The organism is Pseudomonas sp. AGC41 (assembly GCF_057334555.1).
This window is the reverse complement of record NZ_JBHFJB010000136.1, coordinates 32,479-35,553: the sequence shown is the minus strand read 5'-3', so window position 1 is coordinate 35,553 and position 3,075 is coordinate 32,479. Positions and strand designations below refer to the sequence as shown.

Annotated in this window: 3 protein-coding genes and 1 riboswitch; of the genes, 2 read left to right on the top strand and 1 reads right to left on the bottom strand. The window is 63.3% G+C overall.

From position 1 onward, the window contains the following. Positions 1-87: 87 nt before the first annotated feature. Positions 88-672 carry a hypothetical protein gene (locus tag ACE04F_RS22070; RefSeq protein WP_486109924.1) on the bottom strand — a complete coding sequence of 195 codons (585 nt, stop codon included), beginning with the start codon at positions 670-672 and terminating at the stop codon, positions 88-90. Positions 673-831: 159 nt separating this feature from the next. Continuing rightward, a riboswitch (cobalamin riboswitch) is annotated at positions 832-1,046 on the top strand. Between the two features lie 82 nt (positions 1,047-1,128). On the opposite strand from ACE04F_RS22070, the gene cobO reads away from it, so the two are divergent. After that, the gene (cobO, locus tag ACE04F_RS22065; protein WP_486109923.1) at positions 1,129-1,740 is read left to right on the top strand and encodes a cob(I)yrinic acid a,c-diamide adenosyltransferase; all 612 of its coding nucleotides are present in this window, start codon (positions 1,129-1,131) and stop codon (positions 1,738-1,740) included. 11 nt (positions 1,741-1,751) lie between these two features. After that, positions 1,752-3,075 (top strand): cobyrinic acid a,c-diamide synthase CobB (locus ACE04F_RS22060; protein WP_486109922.1); only part of this gene is annotated, 1,324 nt, incomplete at its 3' end.

Here is a 3,075-nt window from a genome sequence, read left to right as displayed (position 1 = left end):
GCGCTATATCCGGCAACATCGATGTTGACGGTTGCACCGTCTTCGCGACCCCCCCCCCTCCCACATGTTTTCCCACAGGCCAATGAATCAGCCGTGCGCCTGTTTCAGCAGCAGCGCAATCCCCGGATGGTACTGGCCCGCCTCGTTGCGCAATTTGCGGTAGGCGTAGGGGAAGTACCAGGCCACGGCGCAGGTGTTCTCCTTCTGCAGGTCATCGATCATGTCCTGCAACTCTTCCGGCGTGGCGCTTTGCTGGGCTTTTTGCGGGGCAACGAACAGGCAGCCCAGCTTCAGGTCGCTGGCGTAGCTGATGCGCTTGGCGTCGCTGGCGGCTTCGAGCAAGGGTTGGGTCAGGTTCAGGTTGTTGACCTTCGGCCAGCGCTGGGTGGCCTGGATAAAGGCGCGCTCATCGGCGCTGGCGATGACCAGGTCGGCGCTGACGTTGCGTTCGCCTTCTTCGTTCTGTTTGCGCGTCGCTGCGTTCTGCAGCGTGACCATCTCAGCCATCCAGGCAGCGGCAGACAGCAACCCGAGGTTGGCTTTTTCATCGTGCCAATAGGGTGCGTCGTTGTCGCCGCGCACGGCGTTATAGCGATCGATACAGTCGAACCAGCGTTCCAGCACCGGGCGCAGAAACTCCAGCTTCGGATTGCTGATGATCATGCCTTGCATGCGTTTGCCCTCTTGTTCTTGTGATATCGGGTCGTAATGTCTATTTGATATCACTTGCCGCAGCTTCACACAAGATCGCTGTCAGTTTATTGATCAGGGCCAGTCAACGAGCCGATACAGGTGGCGGCTTTAATTGACGCTCCATTCCCAACCCTCTAACCTTCGCGGCTTGTTTCAGGTGCTCTGTGGCGCGGTCGCGGCCGACAGGGTGAAACAGGGAAGCCGGTGAGCGAATGCGATCCCGGCGCTGCCCCCGCAACGGTAAATGAGTCAACGCTGTGCCTAGGCCACTGTGTCGCATGACATGGGAAGGCGCGCAGCCAGGCATCACGCCGCTCATGAGCCCGGAGACCGGCCTGATTCATCCAACGGCATCACGGTGGGCGATGCCAGGCTCGCTGCAGTCTTTTTTTGTGCCCGCCCGCCGTTATCCAGTCCCAACGGAGAGCTCCCCTCATGACCGATACGCCCGATCGCGACGAACGCCACCTGGCGCGCATGCTGCGCAAGAAAGCCGTGATTGACGAGCGCATCGCCAATTCACCGAACGAGTGTGGCCTGCTGCTGGTGCTGAGCGGCAACGGCAAGGGCAAGAGCAGTTCGGCGTTCGGCATGCTCGCCCGGGCCATGGGCCACGGCATGCAGTGCGGCGTGGTGCAGTTCATCAAGGGGCGCAACAGCACCGGCGAGGAGCTGTTTTTCCGACGCTTCCCGCAGCAGGTGCGCTTTCACGTCATGGGCGAAGGCTTCACCTGGGAGACCCAGGACCGTCAGCGCGACATCGCCGCTGCCGAGGCGGCCTGGGCGGTATCGCGGCAACTGCTCGGCGATCCGTCGATTGGCCTGGTGGTGCTTGATGAGTTGAACATCGCTCTCAAGCATGGCTACCTCGATCTCGATCAGGTGCTGAGCGATCTGCAGGCCCGCCCGCCCATGCAACATGTGGTGGTCACCGGCCGTGGTGCCAAGCCGGAGATGATCGAGCTGGCCGATACCGTGACCGAAATGGGCATGATCAAACATGCCTTCCAGGCCGGCATCAAGGCGCAGAAAGGCGTTGAACTGTGAATGATGCTTCGATGACCAGCCGCCACTGTCCGGCGGTGCTGATTGCCGCGCCGGCATCCGGCCAGGGCAAGACCACCGTCACTGCGGCGCTGGCACGCTTGCATCGCAACCAGGGACGCAAGGTACGTGTGTTCAAATGCGGGCCTGACTTTCTCGACCCGATGATCCTTGAGCGCGCCAGTGGCGCGCCGGTCTATCAACTGGACATGTGGATGGTCGGCGAGCAGGAAAGTCGCCGACTGTTGTGGGAAGCCGCCGCCGAAGCGGACCTGATCCTGATCGAAGGTGTGATGGGGCTGTTCGACGGCACGCCGTCCAGCGCCGACCTGGCGCGCCACTTCGGCGTGCCGGTGCTGGCCGTGATCGACGGCACCGCCATGGCCCAGACGTTCGGCGCCCTGGCCCTGGGCCTGGCGCGTTATCAGCCGGACTTGCCGTTCGCTGGCGTACTGGCCAACCGGGTCGGCACCCTGCGCCACGCGCAATTGCTCGAAGGCAGCTTGACCGAAGGCCTGCGCTGGTACGGCGCGCTCTCGCGAGAAACCGGCATCGAGTTGCCGAGCCGTCATCTCGGCTTGGTCCAGGCCAGCGAACTGAATGACCTGGACGTTCGCCTCGACGCAGCGGCCGAAGCATTGGCCAGCAGTTGTGAAGTGGCGCTGCCGCCCCAGGTCGAGTTCGCCGCGCCCGAACTGACAACCGTTGAGCCGTGGCTCGACGGCGTGCGCATCGCCGTCGCCCGTGACGAAGCGTTTGCCTTCACCTATGGCGCCAGCCTCGACCTGCTGCGGGCCATGGGCGCGCAACTGACCTTCTTTTCCCCAATACATGACACCGAACTGCCCGAGGCGGACAGCCTGTATTTGCCTGGCGGTTACCCGGAGCTGCACCACGTTGCACTGGCCCGGAACGTGCCGATGCTGACGGCGATCCGTGCCCACCACGCAGCCGGCAAACCGCTGCTCGCCGAATGCGGTGGCATGCTCTACCTGCTCGATTCATTGACCGACGTCGAGGGCACTCGCGCCGAACTGCTCGGCCTGTTGAGCGGTGAAGCGCAGATGCAAAAGCGCCTTGCGGCCTTGGCGTTGCAATCAGTCGAGCTGCCGGAAGGCACCCTGCGCGGGCATACCTACCATCACTCCTTGACCAGCACCGAACTTGAGCCGATTGCCCGTGGGCACAGCCCCAATGGCGGGCGAGGGGCTGAGGCGGTTTTCCGCCTGGGGCGAATGACGGCTTCCTATGTGCATTTTTACTTTCCGTCCAATCCCGGGGCGATTGCCGCGTTGTTTGCGCCCGACTCTGGAGCCGCGGGGGGGGGGGGGGGGGGGG